Below are 18464 nucleotides of genomic sequence, written 5' to 3'. Positions count from 1 at the left end.
CGCCGGACGGGGAGGACGGGATCCGGTGCGGCGCGTCCCGGCTCAGCCGGGCGCGACGGGGCCCTCCCCCGTCCCCGGCTCGCCCCCGCCTCCCGGCACGGGCCCCCGCAACTCCGTGAACAACCCCTCGGCGGGGCCCCCGTCCAGCATCAGCCGGTTGGGGTGGTCCGGGTGCGGCAGCACCGGGACCGTACGGAAGACCAGGCCGTCACGGGGCACCTCCCGCATTCGGCGGGCCAGGGCGTACAGCTCGGCCGGGGAGTCCAGGCCGGCGTCCGTGGTCAGAGAGGACGTCGCCGCCTCCAGCACCGGATAGAGGCGGGCGGGGTTGACCAGGGTGCTGTCCGCCCTGGCCCGGGCGTAGAGCAGGCCGAAGAACTCCTGCTGGCGGGCGATCCGGTTCAGGTCGCTGCCGTCACCGACCAACTGCCGGGCGCGGACGTAGGCCAGCGCCTGCCGACCGTCCAGCAGGTGGCGGCCGGCGGTCAGGTCGTGGCCGACGTGCCAATCCGACTCGTCCCGCGCCACCTCCACCTCGACCCCGCCCACGGCGTCCACGAATCGCACGAAGCCCGAGAAGTCGACCACCATGTGGTGATCGATCCGCACGCCGATGAGTTCCTCCAGGGTGCGGATGGTGCAGGCCGCGCCGCCGAACTGGAAGGCCCAGTTGAACTGCGCGCGAGTCGGCGGGGTGTGCCCCTCCCCGTCGGGACGGGCGCAGCGGGGGATGTCCACGACCAGGTCGCGTGGCACGTGCACGACATCGGCGCGGTCGCCCTCGGCGGCGAGCCGCAGGAGGACGACGGTGTCGGAACGCTCGTTGGGGTGACCTCCCTCCCGGTCCGATCCGATGACCAGGACGGTGCGGGCGGTGCCGACCGGGGGGCGATCGGAGGAGGCCGCCTCCAGTGCGTCCGCCGCGGCGTGGTCGGTGGTGATGTTGTCGTCCAGGGAACGGTAGAGCCACCAGGTGGCACCGAGAGTCAGGAGCAGGGCCCCCGCCAGGGCGAGACCGAGGGCGCCGGTGACCCCGAGCAGCCATCGGGGGCGGCCGCCACCGGATCGTTTGACAGGCATATGCGTATTTTGTCAGCATCTGATGCCTTATCAGGTTTTCCGGATGTCCGTCGTGGTGTCGGGGTGGGCCGACGGGCCCGGGGGTCACCGGTGCGGATCCTCGGAGGCGCGGGGCGTGACGGGGTGCGCGAGGGGCGTGACATCACGGGAACCGCGCGCCCCCGATCCTGTCGACACCCCGGGTCATGATGGGAACGAGGACCCCACCACGCCCCCGAACACCTCCGACATCCCGAGCGCCCCGCCCCTCCCCCGGCCGACCGCGGATGACCGACCGGTGGGCCCCGGGGTCCGTGAGCGACGCATATCACCGGCGCTGCGTCTGCACCCCGGGCCGCCACCCGGGTACCCTCGGACCAAACCCGTTAAGTTACCGCTTAGTAAGCTCCCTCCGGGGAAGAACTCCACCCCGGGGTCCCACACCGCACGACCCGCACCACCTATCGCACCGCACCACGCACCCCCGATCCCCCGCCCACCCGTCCGTCCACCCACACACCGAATGTTCCGCCGGTTCGAGGAGCCGTTGCCATGCAACTCGTCGCGATCGTCGTATCGCTGGTCCTGACCGCGGTCGCCGTTGCCCTGATCGCCCGCGCCGCCGTGCACCTCGTCCGCTTCATGCGGCTCGGCCAACCCGTGCCCGCCGGCCTGCGCACCGATCAACCGGGGCAACGGACCCTCACCCTCACCCGGGAGTTCCTCGGCCATACCCGCATGAACCGCTGGGCCGTGGTCGGCGTCGCCCACTGGTTCGTCGCCATCGGCTTCCTCACCCTGGGCCTGACCATCGTCCAGGCGTACGGGCAGCTCTTCCGGGCCGACTGGGTACTGCCGGTCCTCGGCTCGTTCGTGCCCTACGAGATGTACATCGAGTTCATCGCCGCCATGACGACCCTGGGCATCCTGACCCTCATCGTCATCCGGCAGCTGAACCTGCCCTCCAAGCCCGGCCGCAAGTCCCGCTTCGCCGGCTCCACCGCCTGGCAGGCGTACTTCGTCGAGTACGTCATCCTCACCATCGGCGCCGCCATCCTCGTGCTGCGCGGCCTCGAGGGCGCCCTCCAGGGCGTGGATTCCTACACTCCGGCCTTCTTCGTCACCTATCCGCTGATCCTGGCCTTCGGCGGCCTGGAGACCGCCACCCTCCAGAACCTCGTCTACCTCGCCGCCATGATCAAGCTCGGCGTGACGATGGTCTGGGCGATCACGGTCAGCCTGAACCTCTCCATGGGCATCGCCTGGCACCGCTTCCTGGCCTTCCCCAACATCTGGTTCAAGCGCGACGCCCGCGGCGGTACCGCGCTCGGCGAGCTCCAGCCGATCATGGTCAACGGCAAGCCCGTGGACTTCGAGACCGTCTTCGAGGAGGAGAGCGAGGAGGAGCCCACCTTCGGCGTCTCCAAGGTCGAGGAGTTCTCCTGGAAGGGCCTGCTGGACTTCTCCACCTGCACCGAGTGCGGGCGCTGCCAGTCCCAGTGCCCCGCCTGGAACACCGGCAAGCCCCTCTCCCCCAAGCTGCTCATCATGTCGCTGCGCGACCACGCTCACGCCAAGGCCCCCTACCTGCTCGCCGGCGGCTCCACCGACGCCGAGGGCAAGGAGCGGGCGAGCGAGGAGCAGCTGGCGAACGTCCCCGCCGAGGCCCTCGCCGAGGCGCGCCGCCCCCTGGTGGGCACCGCCGAGGAGAACGGTGTCATCGACCCCGACGTCCTGTGGTCCTGCACCACCTGCGGCGCCTGTGTCGAGCAGTGCCCGGTCGACATCGAGCACGTCGACCACATCATGGACATGCGCCGCTACCAGGTGATGATCGAGTCGGCGTTCCCCTCCGAGGCCGGCACGATGCTCAAGAACCTCGAGCGCAAGGGCAACCCCTGGGGCCTGGCCAAGAAGAAGCGTCTGGAGTGGACCAAGGAGGTCGACTTCCCCGTCCCGGTCGTCGGGAAGGACGTCGAGGACCTCACCGACGTGGAGTACCTCTACTGGGTCGGCTGCGCCGGCGCCCTGGAGGACCGCGCCAAGAAGACCACCAAGGCCTTCGCGGAGCTGCTGCACACCGCCGGCGTCTCCTTCGCCATCATGGGCGGCGAGGAGTCCTGCACCGGTGACTCCGCCCGCCGTCTGGGCAACGAGTTCCTCTTCCAGCAGCTCGGACAGCAGAACGTCGAGAGCCTGAACGCCGCCTTCGGCGAGGACGCCGAGGAGGGCGTGACGGTCGAGAAGGCGAAGAAGCGGATCGTCGCCACCTGCCCGCACTGCTTCAACACCCTGGCCAACGAGTACCCGCAGCTCGGCGGGCACTACGAGGTCATTCACCACACCCAGTTGCTGCAGCACCTCATCGACGAGGGCCGGCTGATCCCGGTGACCCCCGTCGAGGGCCTCATCACCTACCACGACCCGTGCTACCTCGGGCGGCACAACAAGGTCTACACGCCGCCGCGCGAGATCATCGGGAAGGTGCCCGGCCTGCGCAACGAGGAGATGCACCGGCACAAGGAGCGCGGCTTCTGCTGCGGCGCCGGTGGCGCCCGGATGTGGATGGAGGAGCGCATCGGCAAGCGCGTCAACACCGAGCGGGTGGACGAGGCGCTGGCCCTCAACCCGGACATCGTCTCCACCGCCTGCCCGTTCTGCCTGGTCATGCTGACCGACTCGGTCAACGCCAAGAAGAACGACGGCGAGGCCCGCGAGGAGATCCAGGTCGTCGACGTCGCCCAGCTGCTGCTGGAGTCGGTGAGGACCCCGGCCGACCCGGCGGGCGGCGCGGAGAGCGGGAGCGAACCGGAACCGCAGCCGACCGTCTGAGGGCGGGCCGCGCGACGGCGATGGATGGGGCGCGCCCACCGGGATTTCCCGGTGGGCGCGCCCCGCGCACGTCCCGGGGCGCTTCCCGGCCGCGCGGGTGGGGATTGGTCGGGTGGGGATTGGTCGGGGTCGGACGACCGGCTGCCCATGGGAGCCGAAGCCCCCGGCGCACCGGAGCCTCCCGTGCCGCCCCGGATGGCCCCGTGCGCCCCCGCTTCACCCCGAGCGCCCATCCCCCGGCCGAAGAACACCGTCCCGCGCTCCGAACCGACCCCGCCGAGGCGGGTTCCGGCGGCCGGACCGCCGCACAGAAGGTAGGTTCATAGGCGTGGCAGGACACAGGAGACATCGCGACGCCCGTGACCACGGCGGTCACCGAGAACACGGCGACACCCAACCGATGCCCGGCGTTCCCGGGTCCCGGGGCGGCTACGGCCACCCGCCGCAGCCGGGCGGCGGTCACGGGAACGACGGGCACTCCGGTCACGACCACGGTTACGGCCCCCCCGACGAGGACCACGCCCCGTACGAGGACCACGGCCCCGCCGAGCCGGGCCCGCCACCCCTGGGCTGGAAGGACCTGCTGCGGGGTCTGGTGCTGTGCCCCGACCCCACCTTCTGGCACATGCGGGACCACGCCGTGTGGGGGCCCGCGCTGATCGTCACCTTCCTCTACGGCCTGGTGGCCGTCTTCGGCCTGGACAGCGCCCGGGACTCCACCCTCTCGGCGACCGCCTCCGCCCTCATCCCGTACCTGCTGGTCACCGGGGTGGCCATGGTCATCGGCGCACTGCTGCTGAGCACCGTCACCCACTCCCTCGCCCGGCAGCTGGGCGGCAACGGCCACTGGGCACCCACCGCCGGCCTCGCCATGCTGATCATGACGATGACCGATGTGCCCCGACTGCTCCTCGCCGTCTTCCTCGGTGGCGGTGACACCATCGTGCAGATCGTCGGATGGGTGACCTGGCTCTACGCCGGCCTCCTGCTGACCCTGATGGTGAGCCGGTCCCATGAACTGCCCTGGCCGCGCGCCCTGGGCGCCTCGGCCATCCAGCTGATCGCCATCCTGATGCTGGTGAAGTTGGGCACCCTCTAGCCGTCCCCCGAGCGTCCCCGTCCCGTCCCCGCGATCCGGACCGGAATCCGGGGACGGCACGGGCCCGGCCCCGACGGTGACCGGTCCGACCCGGGCGTCCCGGAGCCCCGATGCACGACCCACACCCCCGCAGCGATAACCTGCGGGGGTGTTGCTATCGGACAAGGACATCCGGACGGAAATCGACGCCGGTCGGGTCACCATCGACCCCTACGAGCCGGAGATGGTCCAGCCGTCCAGCATCGACGTCCGACTGGACCGCTACTTCCGGGTCTTCGAGAATCACCGCTACCCGCACATCGACCCGGCGGTCGAGCAGCCCGACCTCACCCGCATGATCGAGCCGGTCGAGGACGAGCCGTTCATCCTGCACCCCGGGGAGTTCGTCCTCGCCTCCACCTACGAACTGATCGGCCTGCCCGACGACATCGCCTCCCGGCTGGAGGGCAAGAGCTCGCTGGGGCGGCTGGGGCTGCTCACCCACTCGACCGCGGGCTTCATCGACCCCGGCTTCAGGGGACACGTCACGCTGGAGCTGTCGAACGTCGCGACGCTCCCGATCAAGCTGTGGCCGGGGATGAAGATCGGCCAACTCTGCCTGTTCCGGCTCACCTCGCCGGCCGAGAACCCCTACGGGGCCGGGGCGCGCGGATCGCGCTACCAGAACCAGCGCGGCCCCACCGCCTCGCGCTCCTACATCGACTTCCACCGCACCCGGATCTGAACACCGGGACCGGGCCGCACCGGTGGGCGGGACGCACCCGGGGGCCGATCCCGGGCGTTGTCGGCCCACCGGCCCGTCGCCCCGTCGGCCGGGGAACCGCCGAACCCCCGCGCCCGCGTCCCGGTCACCCATCGCCGCACCACCCCCGCGCACGGAGCGGGGCCCGCGCCGCCGTCGCGACCCGGGCCCCGCTCCCCCACATCCGAGCGCTCACGCGCTTCCGACGACAACCCCTCCCCCGCCGGCAGCCACCTCCGCGCCGACCACCGGCACGGCGCTGCGCAGCCGCGCACAGCGCGGACAGCGGAGCAGCCGGGCGGGGCCCAAACGCTCGGGATTCAGCTGCTGCATCGGGAAAGCCGGAGTGTTGAACACGTGCCCCTCGGCACAGCGGACGACGATGGTCTGCAAGACGACGCACTCCCCTGCTCTGGACGACCGTCCTTACGGTAGGGGATCGCGGGGACCGCCCCCGGCAGCGGCACTCCGTCCGAAACCGAGCCGTCACACCCGCGCCCATCGCTGCGACCGATGGGCGCGATGGGGTACTCTCTACACCGACGGGAAGCCCTTCCGGCCTCCCGACGCGGGCGTAGTTTAATGGTAGAACATGAGCTTCCCAAGCTCAGAGCGCGAGTTCGATTCTCGTCGCCCGCTCCAGCACAAAGGCCCAGGTCAGCGACCTGGGCCTTCTTCGTTGTCCGCTCCCCCGAAGCTCCTTGTGGCCCCGCCCTCCTGTGTTCCGTGGTCCCCGTGGGGCCCGGGGCCACGGGCAACGAGCGGGAGCGGAAATGCCCACTGGAGCCGTGGCGCCCTATACCGGCGGGCGTCGGCGGGTCAGGACAACGCCGCCAGAGCCCGGTGCCAGGGGAAGGCCGCAGCGTCACCGGTGCGCGGTGGGTGGGGCTCGTAGCCGTCCGGGCCACCGAGGAGGACACGGACGCCCTGTTCGCGCAAGCAGGCCACCGCGCGGGGCACGGCCGGCTGGGCCCCCAGGGCGGTGCTCCAGAACGGCATCGCGACCACCGGTACCCCCAGGTGGACACCCTCCGCCGGCAGGCCGAGAGAAAGAGTGTCGGTGATACCGGCCGCCCAACGACACGCACTGGTGGTCGTCAGCGGTGCGACGAGCATCGCGTCCGCCGATGGAAGACCACCGGACTCCCCCGGCTGGGTGTAACGCCACCGCACCGGACGGCCCGTCAACTTCTCCAATTCCCCCATCCGACCCTCCCACCACCCCGCTGCTGTGGGCGACAGGACCAGGCACACATCCCAACCAGCCCCCCGCGCGGCCCGCACACCACGATCCACGTACCCGGCCGGACCGGCGGCGGTGGCGATGAGATAGAGCACCCGGGTCATGACCGCAGTCCACAACGCCCCGCCAGAGCGGTCAAGTCCGCACTCGGCGAGGAGGCCAGTTCCATGAGCTCGCCGACCAGTTGGGTCACCGCCGGTCGGTGCACCTCTTCCGGGGCCAGTCGCTCGGCGTCCAGCAGGGCACGCTCGGCCAAAGCCCGTTCGCGGGTCAGTGCGCGGGCTCGGGCCACGGTGATCAGGTGGCGGGCCCGGCGTTCGCGGCCGAGGGCACTGACAGCGGCCGGCTCCAGGCGTTGGGCGACCTCGATGGCGGTGTAGGCGTCGTCCAGGCGGAGCAGGGTGTCCACCCGGTGCAGTGCCACGTTGGTGGCACCGAAGCCGGTGAAGTCTGCGTCCGGGCCGGATTGTCGTTCGGCGATCTCGGATGCGGCGGCGAGCCGGCCCTCCGTCGCGCCGACCGCCGTCGGGGAACGCCCGTCACCGGTGCCCGCGACAGCCGCCACCAGGTAGAGCATGCCGAGTGTGGCCAGACCGTCCGGCCCGGCCGTCTCCAGCCCGGGGCGGAGTGTGATCGCGCTGGTCGTGGCGTACTCGGCGGCCGTCGCGTACCGCTTCCGGTGCATCAGCCCGCGCGCCACCCGTCGTGCGGCGGCACCGATGGCCACCGGGTCGCCGGATCGTTCAGCGGCAGCCAGTGCCCGGTCCGCGCAGAGCACTCCGGAGACACGACCCGCTTCGCCGTACTTGAAGAAGAGCGAGGCCGCGAGCTGGTAGGCGCGGGAGAGCAGCACCGCGCCTTCCTCGCTCTCGACTGTGGTCGCCCGGGCGTCCGCGAGAACCCCGGAGAGTCCGCGGGCCGCTGCGCTGTAGTGGCAGGCGGCCCATGCCTGGCAGTGGTAGTGGACGCGGCGCCGGAGCCGGTCAACCGGGATCGTGTTCCCGGTGGGCAGGTGGTGGAGGGAGTCGGCAAGGGCGGCGACCTCGGCGGGGAGCACGCGGTGTGGAGGGGGCGAGGGGGTGTCGGTCACGAGACGTTCCATGGGGATGCGAAGTACGGAGGCCGCCCGCCGGAGCACGGACAGGCGCGGGTCCTGCTGCCGCTGCCCGCCTTCCAGGTCCTGAACCCATCGGCGGGATCGGCCCATGAGCTGCGCCAGGTCGGCCTGGGTGAGTCCACGGCGGGTGCGCCAGTAGGCGACGCGGCGGCCGATTTCTCCAGGGTCCATGACACCTCCCGTATCAGTGCACGCACACTGCGTGCCCGGCTGGTGGTGTACCCCGCCTACCGTCCACTTCATGCCCGATCACTCCAGCCGCCCCACGGAGGACACCGTGCGGCGCAGCATGTCACCGCTCCGGAGTCGGTCTCCCGCCGATCCCACCCTTGCCGTCGCCGTCCGTGGCGGGCCGGAGAGGCGGAGGTCGGAATGAAGGACGTCATCGAGAGCGGTCGTCACGCCTGGGAGTTGACGGCTTCGAAGCAGGACATCGCGCTGTGGCGAGAGAAGGCCGGTGCCGCGGTTGCCGCCCTCGGCGGCGGTTCCGAGGCGGTGGAGACGGCACGGCTCGGCGTCTCCGAGCTGCTGGCGAACGTCGTTGCCCACGTCGCCGACCCGCGGTGCCGCCTGGAGGTGACGCGTGACGAAAGCGGAATCCGGGTGCGGTTGTTCGACCGTTCGCGGCGGCCACCGGCGGTCCTGCGTCCGAACTGGGAATCCGAACACGGCCGAGGACTGTGGTTGGTGCGGGAGCTGAGCGAAGCGCTGGGCTACGTCCTGACCGGCTCGGGGAAGTGGGTGTGGTTCCGCGTGGGGGCGCCGGCCCCGGGTCGGGAAACCGGCGTGCCGGTCCCGGCCGGAGGCACCGTTCGTCTCGATCACCAGGTGCGCGTCGAGGAGGGCAGGCCCGCATGAGAGCACCGGGCTGCGCGTGGCGGGCGGAGATCGTCGCGTACCAGGGCGATCCGGTGCCGCAGATGTTCCACCTCGGTGAGGCGTTCGCGCTCGATCCCGATGTGCTTCGGGAGGCGGTACGGACACGTGTGGTGGAAATCGCCGACCACCTGGCCGAGGGGGATGTGGAGGAGCGCCGAGTGGCGAACGTGTTCCGCCGCTGGGCCGACTCCTTGGCCGGCGAGGGGCCGCACTCTTCCTCGCAGCCGGGCGGGTTCTCGATTCATTCGTTCACCGGCGGCGGGTGCGTGTGGGAGTTGTCCCTGCGCCCGGTCGGTGACTGGAGCATGGGGGTTGACCGATGAGTGGATTCCCGAGCCGAACGGCCTACCGGCGGTGGGGAGTCCGTGGCCGGTGGCGGTTGTCGACACGGCGTGCGTACCCCACGGGCGGTCCGCCCCGGCCGGGTACCGCCGAGCCATGGAGCACCGTGCCCCCGGGGCCCGAAGGGGAATTGGCGCTGTTGTACCGGATCTTCGGGCCGGATGACGCGGAGAGCATCGTGCGGATGGCACGTGAACGGGCCCACCGCCTCGGTCGAACGGAACCCGTGACGAGAGTGTCGGGACACCGGGGCGAGCGCGACGCACCTCGCCCCGCCGGCAGGGCGGATGGGACGCCGGGCTCTCCGGAGCGAGGGCTGTTGCCCTGTTCGCCGCCCGGGGCCGCCGTTACCGGGGACACCTCGCGGCGCACGGCACTGCCCCCGGCGACGCGAGCCGACGCTTCAGCCGGACCTCACGACGTTGACCGGGACGCTCCGCTCGCCCCCTCACAACCCGACGGGGCCTCTGTCACGAATGTCGGAGACTCCCGCCCCCCGGCGGACCCGGCGAGCGACGGGACCGGTGCCGGTCATGAGTGAGGAGATGCTGCTCGCTTCCTACCGTCGCCGCATCGCGTCGGTGCCGCACACCGTGGTTCTCCAACCGACGAGCTTCTGCAACCTGGACTGCGCCTACTGCTACCTCCCCGATCGTGACCGGCGGAACACCATGACGCCGGACATGGCGGAAGCCGTCGCCCATTCGGTCGGCGAGATCACCGAGGCCGGCCCGAACCGGGGCGTGGATGTGGTCTGGCACGCCGGCGAGCCGCTGGCCCTCGGTCGGAGCCGGTTCGCCGAACTGCTGGAGCCCTTCGAGTCCCTGCGGCAAGCGGGCCGGGTCCGGCACTGGGTACAGACCAACGCGACGTTGATCAACGATGCCTGGTGCGAGTTCCTGACCCGTCACGCTTTCGGGGTCGGAGTGAGCATCGACGGTCCCGCCGCACTGAACGCACAGCGAGTGGATCGGGCCGGGCGACCCACGTTCACCAGGACGCTGCGCGGCATCGATCACCTCTACCGGGCCGGGATCGGGTTCTCGGTCATCGCCGTCGTCACCGCCGCCGGCATCACCCGCCCGGAAGCCCTGCTGGACTTCCTCGCCCGGCTGGGCTGCCACACCGCGGGCCTCAACATCGAGGAAGCCGAAGGCGTCAACACCACCCGTCGGCAACCCGGCCAAGGCCCGGCCACGGAGTTCTGGCGACGCACGCTCGCCTGGAGCCGGCGCAACCCCGACCTGACCATTCGGGAGCTGGCCCGTCTCGGCGACTACCTCGGCCTGGTCCGCACCGGACGCGGCACGGAGTGGGGACAGCGGCTGATCGACCCCATCCCCACCATCGCGGCCAACGGCGACGTGGTCCTGCTCTCCCCGGAACTCGCCGGAATCACCGCTCCCCGGTACAAAGACTTCCGCGCCGGCAACATCCGCGAGCAGTCCCTCGCCGAGATCCTCGCCCGGGCCCACCGGCTCCCCTACGTGCGGGAGTTCCTGACCGGCCTCGACCGATGCCAGGCCACGTGCGGCTTCTTCGACTTCTGCCGGGGCGCCCAGGCCGGCAACCGGTACTTCGAGAACGGCCGGTTGGACACCACCGAGACCAACCACTGCCGCACCTCACGACAAGCCCTCGTCACCGCACTGTCCGATACCGCCCGAGAGGAACACACAGCGTGACTCTGCTGGAACTGCTCGCCCTCGCCGACACCCCGACCATCTCCCACCTCACCGGTCACGGCCGACCCGACACCACCGTGAACATGTTCAACAACCAGCCCACCTGGGACAACGCCGGGGGAAACACCTTCGACAACCGTCCCACCTGGGACAACTGGAACAAGAAGCAGTGACCGCCCGCGTCGATCCCGCAGCGTCCACGGGCCCTGCGGGACCGACGCCGACCCCACCGGAGCGCCCACCTCATGACGGAACAGACCTTCGGCCGAGTCACGGCCACCCTCCCGAACCTGAACGAACCCGGGCTCTACCTCACCAACGTCACGTCCCTGGAGAGCGGACGCGGCGTCGTCCAGGACTTCCGCTACTCCGGCGCCGACCTCCGTGACATGGACCTCACCCACACCCGCCTGATCACCGGGGGCGTCACCGGGCTGACCGCCAAACGCGTCCATCTGCACGACACGCGGGTCGACTCCGTGGAGTTCACCGGCTGTGACTTCGGCACCGCCGAGATCACAGCCGGCAGGTTCAGTCGCGTCCTCTTCCGCGACTGCAAGCTCATGGGCGCCACCCTGACCGGCCCGACCCTCGACAACGTCGTCTTCGACACCTGCCGGCTCGACTACGCGACCCTCACCGGGATCCGTGCCACCGGACCGGTCGTCTTCACGCGCTGCGTGCTCACCGAAGCCGTCCTGGAGCGCTGCGACCTCTCCCACGTGGTCTTCGACCGCTGCACCCTGCGTCTGACCGACTTCGGCCCCGGCCGCTACCACCGCACCGACCTCAGCGGCAGCGACCTCTCCTCCGTCCGCGGTGTCACCAACCTGCGCGAGGTCCTCATCGACCGCCACCAACCGAGCGAACTCGCCCACGCCCTGACCACCGATCTCGACCTCACCTATACCGAAGACCTCGAACCCGGGTGACCACCATGGACCTCAAGATCGCCCACATCCGCCCCGAGGCCCTCCGGGAGCGCAGCGAAATCACCACCGTCCGAACGGGGCACAACGACCCGGATTACGAAGACGGCGCCGTCATCCCCGCCGATGCCTGGCAGCCGCTGACCGACGAGCACCTGACCGCCGTCACCGCCGACCGGCACACCCCCGACCACGCACTCGTCGAACTCGTCGCGCTGCCCGCCGGTGCCGCTCCCACCCACCTCGCGGACCTCGTCGCTCCGCTCGGGGACCCCGACGCCGTCCATCTCGGCCGATCCCACAGCCCCGCCGACGCCCGCACCACGACCTGCAACGGTGACGGCGGACAGCGCATCGGCCTTCACATCGACACCTGGGACCGACATCTCCTGGCCACCCGCCACCGGTCCCGGCGCCGCCTCTGCTACAACCTCGGCCCCGGCGACCGCCACCTGCTCCTGATCACCGCCGACATCCGCACCATCTGCCGCACCCTCCGCTCCGCCCCGGACCACCAACCCCACACCGACGACTTCCGCCGGTACATCGCCACCGGCCACACCACCCACTGCGTGCGCATCCGCATCCACCCCGGCGAGGGCTACATCGCCCCCACCGAACTGCTCCCCCACGACGGATCCACCCACGGAGAGCCCCACCCCTCCACCACAGCCCACTGGCTCGGCCACTGGCCCGGCAACATCCTCGAACGCCTCATCTGACCGGCTCACCGTTCACAGGCCACGACCCCGGCGAGCCGGAGCATCGAGCGCCCTCGCGGGTACCGGTTCAGATCGGGAGGTCGCGGGTGGCGTAGTAGGCGTGGAGGGCCGCTTCGGCGCCGGAGCCGGTGGCGGTCATGATGCGCTGGAAGCGGGCGGAGCGGATGTCGCCGGCCGGGATGAGTCGGGGGTGTTGGAGGTCGGCGGGACAGTGGCCGGAGGCGTCCCGGGCCGCGCCCGCCGGGGCGGTGGGGACGCTGCCGAGGTTGGCGAACACCGCGTCCGCCCGCCACACCGTCCGCTCCCCTCCAGGCAGATGGGCGAGGGCGCAGGGTGCGCCGTCCCGGGTGGCGTCGAGCGTGACGCCCTCCACGCGGAGGGAGATGACCCGGGCATCGTCGGCGACCTCCTCGACCTTGTAGGCGTCCTCGTGTCCGTGCAGGACGACCAGCTTGAGACCAGCGTCGGGGTGGGCCCGCAGGAGGGTGCCCAACGGCCGGTCGGCTCCCAACACCAGCCAGGTTCCACCGAATGTCTCCCCGGCGTCGGCCTCCCACAGCGTTGGGAGCCGCATCCCCGCGGGGGCGGTGATCCAGGGGCAGTCGGCCGGTTGGAGGGGGCCGACGCCGGTGGCCAGGACGGCGTGCGGGGCGGTGTGCCGCGCGCCGGTGTCCAGGGTGATCGTGACGCCGTCCCGGCCCGGTTCGATGCCGGTGACCGCCGTGCCCGTCATCACCCCGCACAGCGGGTTGTCGGCGAGGTCGGCCGTGACGGTGGCGGCGAGGTCGGGGCCGGTGCGAAAGCCGCCCAGGACGTTGTTCAGGGCTGGGATGTGGTGCAGCTTTCCGCACACCCGGCCTTCCCGCTCGACCAGCAGGGAGCGCATGCCGACACCGGCGGCGGTGAGCGCGGCGGCGCAGCCGGCCGGGCCGCCACCGATGATCAGTAGATCCGGGGTCATCGGTGAACCTCCCGGGCGGGGGTGAGGACGTGCTCGGTGGTGATGAGTTGGCCCCGGCCGATGAGCCGGCGCGCGACCAGGAGCCCGGCCTCGTGGACGGCCGGCCCGGCGTCACTGGCACAGGCGTCGGTGACCAGCCAGGGCGAGTGACCGCGCTCGAAGGCGTCCGCCGCGGACTTCAACACACAGCTCTCCGTGGCGATCCCGCAGAAGACCAGATCCCCCCACCCCTGTTGGGTGACCAGGCGCTCGGCTGCGGGGGTGAAGAAGGAGTAGCCGGTCTTGTCGATGATCGCGGCGGCTTCCCCCACGAGGTCGTGGAGTTCGGGGACCAGGTCGGTCTCCGGCGGGCCCTGCAACCGGGTCCAGGAGAACAACCGCTCGTACGGGCTGTCGGGATAGTTGCGGTACCGGGTGAAGACCACCGCCCCGCCCACGGCGCTCCACTCACGGACCAACTTCACCACCACCGGCACGACGTGCCGGCTGTGCTCGTTGACGAAGCCGTTCTGGACATCGACCACCACGAGCGCCGCACGCTCCGGATTGATGCGGTGCATGGCCTCGCGTCCCTTCAGCCGGCGCTCTCGCGCAACGCGTCCTGCGCTTCCCGCAACCGCCCCGCGAGGCCGCTGGTTCTCACGATCGCCTCCCGCATCAGGCAGTGCTGCGCCGTCTCACGAGGGCGCGCTGTCGTAAGCCGAGAGTACGCGGCACGCAGGAATCGCCAGCCGTATCGGTCGGGCATCGAGGGATCCCCGCCGTCCTCGATCAGACGCTGGATGTAGCGGGAGTAGCACCAGAGGGTTTGCACGCTCAGCTCGCAGGCTACGAGTTCGTCGATGGTGAGGCTGCGTTCCGGTGCGCGGGCGGCGTACGCCACACCGGACCATCCCGCGTAGCCGACGGAGACGCCCCGGACGCCGAAGGGAACGACGTCGGGATGGTCGAACCCGGAGGCCATGAGGGACTTCTCGACGGATTCGCCCAGTCCGGCGGGTCCTTCCGGAGCTCCTCGGTCCACAAGGACGGATGGAGTCGACAGCAGGCGCACCGCGGCGTGCAACTCCTGCCCGGCCCACGGGCCGGAGTGGAGCCAGTACAACGAGAGCACGTACTCGGGCTCGGAGTTGCAGGCGTCCCCCAACAGCTCTCCGAGGGCCCCGGCAGCCCAGGGGAGGTCGGAAGCGTAGCTGCGGTAGCGCCAGACCGCGAGTTCGGTGAGCGACCGCGGGCGTCGTTCCTGGATGATGTGGAAAAGCGCCGTGCCGCAGGCCGCGATGTGAAGCGTGCAGGTGCGGGCGTCGGGGTGTTCCACGCGTAGTGACGCGCTCTCCAACCACGAGTCGATCGGACCGGACCGCAGGTCGGCCAGCAGGGCGCGGGCACGGTCGGGGCCGATGTAGGCGGGCACGAACTTGTGCGAGTCGAGGTGGATGTCCTCCTCGCCGGTTGGGCGCTCGACCTCGGCCGTGCCGCCCATGGAGGCGGCGAATCGGGTCCGGACCTCCTCCGCCGAGCGGGTCAGCGCGGTGTCGAGAAGTGCCTGGGTTTCGGATCGGGGCACGTAACCGTCGGCCCCTGCCTCCCACTTGGACACCGCGCGATCGCTGACCCCCAGGTGGGCCGCGAACTCGCGCAGCGTCATTCGCAGGGCCTCGCGAAGCAGCCGCGCCTCGCGCCCCGTCCATCGCTGCACCGTCACCATCATCGGTCCCCCTGCCCGCGCCCGAACCCAACCACCCGTGCGGGGCCGGTCGGTTCGGCACCGGTACAGCGCCGGTACGGCGGCCGGTCATCCCCGGGACGGTCGGAGTACTCCATGCTGGTTCAGCACAGCGGGGAAGCGCAACCTCACACCGGGTGAGGAACCCGCCGGCACGGCGAGGAGGCCGAAAGTGACCGGGATCGTCAGACGCAGTGCTCGCGCCCTTCTGCTCGACGGTGACGAGCTGGTGTTGATCAAGCGCACCCGGCCCGGCAGGGAGCCGTACTGGGTGACCGTGGGTGGAGGGGTCGAGGACGAGGACGCGAGCCTTGAGGACGCCCTGCGCCGGGAGGTCTTCGAGGAACTCGGAGGAACGGTGGACCGCGCCGAACTCGTGCACCTGGTGACCGATGAGCTGGACGACGGCCTCGGGGTGCAGCACATCTTCGCCGCCCGGCTGGAGACCATGGACCAGTCCGCGCGGACCGGGACGGAGTTCTCCAGGCCCGAGCGCGGCGGTTACGAGGTGGTGCGGATTCCGTTCACCGCCGAGGCGATCCGGGCCACGGAGCTGATGCCTCCCCCGCTGGCGGAGTTCGCGGCGAACAACACCGAGGCGATCCGCTCGGTCCTGGACCGGCCGGTCCGCGCCGCCTGATCGTCGATGACCGGTCTCCCGGATTTCGTCAGCCTCAACGGGCCGGACAACGTCGGCAAGACCACACAGCTCCGCCTGCTGGCCGAACGCACTTCGCGCTTTCAGGGATTGGGTTCGATCCACGAGCACGACACGGAGACATGGCGACGGGTCGCGGGCCGGGACTACGCACGGTGGTGGTTCGAGACCTCCACCACTGCGGAGCTGACGCGGATGCTGACGGCGGGGCACACCCACCGGGCGAAAGCCAGAGGGCCGGGCCGCATCGGTCTCCTCGACCGGGGACTGCCGATGCTGCTGGCGGTCGCCGCCGCCACGTCCGCGCTGAAGGACGACCTGCCCGTACCTGCCGCCCTGGACCGCGTGACAGCACTCGTCGGCACCACTTCCCCGCCCGAGTCCCCGGTATTGCTGCTGCCCTCCCTCGACGCGGAACGCAGCTACGCGATCACCAGCGCCCGCGAGGGCCGGCCGTGGACCGGCGTCTACCCGACCTACCAGCGGCTCCTGCACAGCACCCTGCTCCGGCAGGCCGAGCGCGGAACGTATGCGGCGGTTGTCCTGTGCGAGGAACGCTCCGCGGCCGACATCCACACCGAGGTGGTCCGCCACCTCTCCCCCCACTTACCGACTCCACCGCAGGCGGAAAGGAGCAGCCCTCCATGAATACCGACCATGCCCCTGCGCTGGTGCTTCCCCCCGGCCTGGCACGTGCCACGAGTTCGCTGGGCGAGAAGGACCGGCGACGTCTCGATGATGTCCTCACCAGGTTGCACACGGTCAACGGCCGGCTGTGGGAAGCCGAGGACAGGGTTCGCGACCCCGACCTCCCCGCCGCCGGTGTGGCCGATGCGAAGCGGGAGATCGATCAGCTCAACGCGGAGCGCAACGCCCTGGCGGAGCGCGCCGACGACATCCTGGCCGGCTTGGCGGCGAGCACCCACCTCGACCTTCCTCCCCACACCGAGACCCTGGCCTCGGCCGTGGACCGTCTCTCCGTCCTCACCCTGCGCATCTGGCACAACGAACGTGCCGCCGAGCGCGACGGCCTGGCCCGGCACCGTGCCCCCGCACTCCTGCGCCAACGCACCGAGCTGGGCGCCGCCGTGGACGCCCTGGCAGCGGCGGTGTGCGCGGGACGGGTGCGTCTTCCCTCCGCCGCTCGGCACAAGCTCTACGGCCGGGTCGGTGACGGCACCGCGGGCATCGCCCCCCACCCCCGTCTGGAACGGGTCATCGCCTTCGGCGGCCTGAGCGAATGCGGCAAGAGCACCAGCGCGATGTTCCTCCAGCACACCTGCGGAGCGCAGCGCCTCAAGATGGGTTACCTCTTCCGCCAGGCCGCGGAACGCCACGGACTGGCCAACCCCTACGCCCTGTCTCCTCGACGCCGGGCCGAGCTGCTTCTCGACGAGCTCAACCGGTTCGCAGAGGGGCACGCCGATCAACGGTTGTTCACCATCGAGTCGGTGCACGATGACCTGTCGATCGGCGAGTTGAAGCGGTTGATGGGTGATCGGCTGCGGATCGTGTACCTGGACGCCGCCTTTCCCGAGCGGGTGGGACGTTCGGGGACGACGGCGCGGGTGGTGGCGGCCAAGGATGAGATCAAGATGAGCCGGGGCGCCCATCGGGTGGCCGGTCTCGCCGACCACGTCATCGACAACTCCGGCAGCGTCATCGCCCTCCGCGCCCGGTTGCGGCGTATCGCCGCAACCGCCGGGACAACCGGCCCACGGACCACCACCCCCTACGGCCTGGGCCTTCCCCCGGCGGTCGCCGCCGCGACCGCCGACCTTGTCGAGGAACTGCGCGTTCGGGACCCCGCGATCGATCTGGTCGCCCTCACCGGCAGCGCCGGGGAGCACGCCTGGATCGCCGGATGGTCAGATCTCGACCTTCTGGTCATCGCCGATTCCGGGGCCGCGGGAGAGGTGGCCGTCGCGGTCGCCCGCTACCGGGAGGCGCTCAACGGAGCCGCGCCGGTCGGGCCCACGCTGATCACACCCGGTGAAGTGAGCGCCCACCGGATCACCCCTCGCCTGGCCTTCTCGCTCCACCGGCTCCAGGAGGGCGGCCCCGCCCTCCATGCGGCCCCCGGTCTCGAACTGCCCCACATCAGCCGGCACGACCTCGTACTGGCGGCGACCAGGGAACTTCCGCAGGTCGTCCTCACCATGCGCCGCCTGCGTGCCGACGCCCGGGCGAACCGGTTGAGACCGTTGTACAAACACATCGTGCTGGCCTGCCGGCTTCTGTTGCGCGAACACGATGTGTGGCGGGACGGGGCCGACCGGATTCTCGCCACCGCGTCATCGTTGCCCGATTTCCCGACACTCGCCCTCCCACCGTTGGCGGAAGTCGCCGCCGCCTGGCGCGAGGACAGGGCGGACGAGGTACTGCCCCTCGTCATCGAGGCCGCCGACCGGCTTCTGACCCGGTACGCGCAGGACACGGCCGCGTAGTCACCGGCGCCCCGCCCCACCGG

At 70.9% G+C, this 18464-nt stretch carries 19 protein-coding genes and 1 tRNA gene; 13 read left to right on the top strand and 7 right to left on the bottom strand.

The genetic code is table 11. The features are described from left to right. Positions 1 to 42: 42 nt before the first annotated feature. Positions 43 to 1080: an LCP family protein gene (locus tag LZF96_RS22470; protein WP_233875933.1), complete on the bottom strand. Its 1038-nt coding sequence runs from the start codon at positions 1078 to 1080 to the stop codon at positions 43 to 45. Between the two features lie 531 nt (positions 1081 to 1611). On the opposite strand from LZF96_RS22470, the gene LZF96_RS22465 reads away from it, so the two are divergent. The 3 genes from LZF96_RS22465 to dcd all read left to right on the top strand — a co-directional run bounded on the left by LZF96_RS22465 (position 1612) and on the right by dcd (position 5714). After that, positions 1612 to 3891, top strand: coding sequence for a (Fe-S)-binding protein (locus LZF96_RS22465; RefSeq protein WP_233875931.1), 2280 nt, complete (start codon positions 1612 to 1614; stop codon positions 3889 to 3891). Between the two features lie 400 nt (positions 3892 to 4291). Then, entirely contained in the window at positions 4292 to 4990 is a 699-nt protein-coding gene (locus tag LZF96_RS22460) for a Yip1 family protein (protein WP_374203308.1), read from the top strand. A gap of 148 nt (positions 4991 to 5138) precedes the next feature. Next, a complete protein-coding gene (dcd, locus tag LZF96_RS22455; RefSeq protein WP_233875929.1) occupies positions 5139 to 5714 on the top strand; it encodes a dCTP deaminase in 576 nt (191 codons plus the stop codon). A 210-nt stretch (positions 5715 to 5924) separates the two neighbouring features. Here dcd and LZF96_RS22450 read toward each other — a convergent pair whose 3' ends face one another. Continuing rightward, positions 5925 to 6125: a hypothetical protein gene (locus LZF96_RS22450; protein WP_233875927.1), complete on the bottom strand. Its 201-nt coding sequence runs from the start codon at positions 6123 to 6125 to the stop codon at positions 5925 to 5927. 175 nt (positions 6126 to 6300) lie between these two features. On the opposite strand from LZF96_RS22450, the gene LZF96_RS22445 reads away from it, so the two are divergent. Further along, a tRNA-Gly gene (locus LZF96_RS22445) sits at positions 6301 to 6374 on the top strand. A gap of 177 nt (positions 6375 to 6551) precedes the next feature. Here the strand turns inward: LZF96_RS22445 and LZF96_RS22440 are convergent. Together LZF96_RS22440 and LZF96_RS22435 are read right to left on the bottom strand one after the other, a co-directional pair. Then, positions 6552 to 7079: a flavoprotein gene (locus tag LZF96_RS22440; protein WP_233875925.1), complete on the bottom strand. Its 528-nt coding sequence runs from the start codon at positions 7077 to 7079 to the stop codon at positions 6552 to 6554. After that, positions 7076 to 8263, bottom strand: a complete 1188-nt coding sequence (locus LZF96_RS22435; protein WP_233875923.1) for a helix-turn-helix domain-containing protein — start codon at positions 8261 to 8263, stop codon at positions 7076 to 7078. The genes LZF96_RS22440 and LZF96_RS22435 overlap by 4 nt, the downstream gene beginning before the upstream one ends. Positions 8264 to 8464: 201 nt before the next feature. On the opposite strand from LZF96_RS22435, the gene LZF96_RS22430 reads away from it, so the two are divergent. The 6 genes from LZF96_RS22430 to LZF96_RS22405 all read left to right on the top strand — a co-directional run bounded on the left by LZF96_RS22430 (position 8465) and on the right by LZF96_RS22405 (position 12649). Then, entirely contained in the window at positions 8465 to 8950 is a 486-nt protein-coding gene (locus LZF96_RS22430) for an ATP-binding protein (protein ID WP_233875921.1), read from the top strand. After that, positions 8947 to 9294, top strand: coding sequence for a hypothetical protein (locus tag LZF96_RS22425; RefSeq protein ID WP_233875919.1), 348 nt, complete (start codon positions 8947 to 8949; stop codon positions 9292 to 9294). Before LZF96_RS22430 ends, LZF96_RS22425 begins: the two co-directional genes overlap by 4 nt. Positions 9295 to 9846: 552 nt before the next feature. Continuing rightward, entirely contained in the window at positions 9847 to 10998 is a 1152-nt protein-coding gene (gene amcB / locus LZF96_RS22420) for a cyclophane-forming radical SAM peptide maturase AmcB (RefSeq protein WP_233875917.1), read from the top strand. Beyond that, a complete protein-coding gene (gene amcA / locus LZF96_RS22415) occupies positions 10995 to 11171 on the top strand; it encodes a multiple cyclophane-containing RiPP AmcA (RefSeq protein ID WP_233875915.1) in 177 nt (58 codons plus the stop codon). The genes amcB and amcA overlap by 4 nt, the downstream gene beginning before the upstream one ends. A 72-nt stretch (positions 11172 to 11243) precedes the next feature. Continuing rightward, positions 11244 to 11930, top strand: a complete 687-nt coding sequence (locus LZF96_RS22410; protein ID WP_233875913.1) for a pentapeptide repeat-containing protein — start codon at positions 11244 to 11246, stop codon at positions 11928 to 11930. Then, on the top strand, positions 11927 to 12649 hold the full coding sequence (locus LZF96_RS22405; RefSeq protein WP_233875911.1) for a hypothetical protein: 723 nt from the start codon (positions 11927 to 11929) through the stop codon (positions 12647 to 12649). Before LZF96_RS22410 ends, LZF96_RS22405 begins: the two co-directional genes overlap by 4 nt. A 67-nt stretch (positions 12650 to 12716) precedes the next feature. Here the strand turns inward: LZF96_RS22405 and LZF96_RS22400 are convergent, their stop codons facing one another. Genes LZF96_RS22400 through LZF96_RS22390 form a run of 3 tightly spaced genes read right to left on the bottom strand, consistent with a single transcriptional unit; the run spans position 12717 to position 15318 of the window. After that, positions 12717 to 13610: an FAD-dependent oxidoreductase gene (locus LZF96_RS22400; RefSeq protein ID WP_233875909.1), complete on the bottom strand. Its 894-nt coding sequence runs from the start codon at positions 13608 to 13610 to the stop codon at positions 12717 to 12719. Beyond that, a complete protein-coding gene (locus LZF96_RS22395) occupies positions 13607 to 14170 on the bottom strand; it encodes a cysteine hydrolase (protein ID WP_267941242.1) in 564 nt (187 codons plus the stop codon). Before LZF96_RS22395 ends, LZF96_RS22400 begins: the two co-directional genes overlap by 4 nt. A 14-nt stretch (positions 14171 to 14184) precedes the next feature. Continuing rightward, complete coding sequence (locus LZF96_RS22390; protein WP_233875907.1) at positions 14185 to 15318, bottom strand: DNA-binding transcriptional regulator; 1134 nt, start codon at positions 15316 to 15318, stop codon at positions 14185 to 14187. A gap of 190 nt (positions 15319 to 15508) precedes the next feature. On the opposite strand from LZF96_RS22390, the gene LZF96_RS22385 reads away from it, so the two are divergent. Genes LZF96_RS22385 through LZF96_RS22375 form a run of 3 tightly spaced genes read left to right on the top strand, consistent with a single transcriptional unit; the run spans position 15509 to position 18441 of the window. Then, a complete protein-coding gene (locus LZF96_RS22385; protein ID WP_233875905.1) occupies positions 15509 to 15976 on the top strand; it encodes an NUDIX domain-containing protein in 468 nt (155 codons plus the stop codon). A 6-nt stretch (positions 15977 to 15982) separates the two neighbouring features. Then, positions 15983 to 16642: a hypothetical protein gene (locus LZF96_RS22380; RefSeq protein ID WP_233875903.1), complete on the top strand. Its 660-nt coding sequence runs from the start codon at positions 15983 to 15985 to the stop codon at positions 16640 to 16642. Then, positions 16639 to 18441 (top strand): DUF4254 domain-containing protein, encoded by a 1803-nt coding sequence (locus LZF96_RS22375; protein WP_233875901.1) that lies wholly within the window; start codon positions 16639 to 16641, stop codon positions 18439 to 18441. Before LZF96_RS22380 ends, LZF96_RS22375 begins: the two co-directional genes overlap by 4 nt. Positions 18442 to 18464: the final 23 nt, after the last annotated feature.

It is taken from the genome of Streptomyces sp. ST2-7A, assembly GCF_021390475.1.
In the GTDB taxonomy this organism is placed as follows: domain Bacteria; phylum Actinomycetota; class Actinomycetes; order Streptomycetales; family Streptomycetaceae; genus Streptomyces.
The sequence above is the reverse complement of the archived record's forward strand: the minus strand, read 5'-3'. Positions and strand labels throughout refer to the sequence as shown.

Excerpts from the sequence above, each read along its gene's own strand:
- LZF96_RS22470 (WP_233875933.1), bottom strand. The coding sequence starts at position 1,080 with ATGCCTGTCAAACGATCCGGTGGCGGCCGCCCCCGATGGCTGCTCGGG.
- LZF96_RS22465 (WP_233875931.1), top strand. The coding sequence starts at position 1,612 with ATGCAACTCGTCGCGATCGTCGTATCGCTGGTCCTGACCGCGGTCGCC.
- LZF96_RS22460 (WP_374203308.1), top strand. The coding sequence starts at position 4,292 with ATGCCCGGCGTTCCCGGGTCCCGGGGCGGCTACGGCCACCCGCCGCAG.
- LZF96_RS22440 (WP_233875925.1), bottom strand. The coding sequence starts at position 7,079 with ATGACCCGGGTGCTCTATCTCATCGCCACCGCCGCCGGTCCGGCCGGG.
- LZF96_RS22435 (WP_233875923.1), bottom strand. The coding sequence starts at position 8,263 with ATGGACCCTGGAGAAATCGGCCGCCGCGTCGCCTACTGGCGCACCCGC.
- LZF96_RS22430 (WP_233875921.1), top strand. The coding sequence starts at position 8,465 with ATGAAGGACGTCATCGAGAGCGGTCGTCACGCCTGGGAGTTGACGGCT.
- LZF96_RS22425 (WP_233875919.1), top strand. The coding sequence starts at position 8,947 with ATGAGAGCACCGGGCTGCGCGTGGCGGGCGGAGATCGTCGCGTACCAG.
- amcB (WP_233875917.1), top strand. The coding sequence starts at position 9,847 with ATGAGTGAGGAGATGCTGCTCGCTTCCTACCGTCGCCGCATCGCGTCG.
- LZF96_RS22410 (WP_233875913.1), top strand. The coding sequence starts at position 11,244 with ATGACGGAACAGACCTTCGGCCGAGTCACGGCCACCCTCCCGAACCTG.
- LZF96_RS22400 (WP_233875909.1), bottom strand. The coding sequence starts at position 13,610 with ATGACCCCGGATCTACTGATCATCGGTGGCGGCCCGGCCGGCTGCGCC.
- LZF96_RS22395 (WP_267941242.1), bottom strand. The coding sequence starts at position 14,170 with ATGCACCGCATCAATCCGGAGCGTGCGGCGCTCGTGGTGGTCGATGTC.
- LZF96_RS22390 (WP_233875907.1), bottom strand. The coding sequence starts at position 15,318 with ATGGTGACGGTGCAGCGATGGACGGGGCGCGAGGCGCGGCTGCTTCGC.
- LZF96_RS22380 (WP_233875903.1), top strand. The coding sequence starts at position 15,983 with ATGACCGGTCTCCCGGATTTCGTCAGCCTCAACGGGCCGGACAACGTC.
- LZF96_RS22375 (WP_233875901.1), top strand. The coding sequence starts at position 16,639 with ATGAATACCGACCATGCCCCTGCGCTGGTGCTTCCCCCCGGCCTGGCA.